Genomic DNA, 517 nt, shown 5'->3' with positions numbered 1-517 from the left:
CCAGGTAATCCCCATGCATTCGTAATACCGGAAATCCCAGGATGCACCCCGCCATCGCTGCCGCAATCGCCGCCAGCGGCAGCACCGTCCAAAAGCCCAACCCCAAATACTGGTAACCCAGCGCCAGACCATAAGCGCCGATGGCGTAGAACGCGACATAACCCAGGTCGAGCAGCCCTGCCAGCCCGACCACGATGTTCAGCCCCAGGCCGAGCAGCACATAGATCAGACCGAGAATCACCACCGTCAGCAGGTATTTGTTGGCAAAGAACGGAAACACTATGGCAATCACGATCAGCAGCGGGACAATCCAGCGCAGACGCGTTTTATAGTCAGGCGGCAATACATGCACACCGGAGCCGCTGGATTCAAACCCCTGAAGGATTTTCAAACCTTTGGCCGTTTGCAAAAACAGGCTGAGGGCAAAACGCCCGACCATCACGATGGCCACCAGCCAACCGACGCGTGCCGGTTGCAAATTAAAGCTGTAACCGTCGAGCACTACCCCCACGATAGG

The 517-nt window shown here is 57.1% G+C and carries 1 protein-coding gene; it reads right to left on the bottom strand.

Translation table 11 applies throughout. The annotated features are described in order from the left end of the window. A partial coding sequence (locus TU76_RS24370; RefSeq protein ID WP_048352719.1) for a DUF3382 domain-containing protein occupies positions 1–517 on the bottom strand: 517 nt, incomplete at both ends.

It is taken from the genome of Pseudomonas psychrophila (assembly GCF_001043005.1).
GTDB classification, from domain to species: Bacteria; Pseudomonadota; Gammaproteobacteria; order Pseudomonadales; family Pseudomonadaceae; genus Aquipseudomonas; species Aquipseudomonas psychrophila.
Note: the sequence above shows the minus strand (reverse complement) of the source record. Positions and strands in the feature narration are given on the sequence as shown.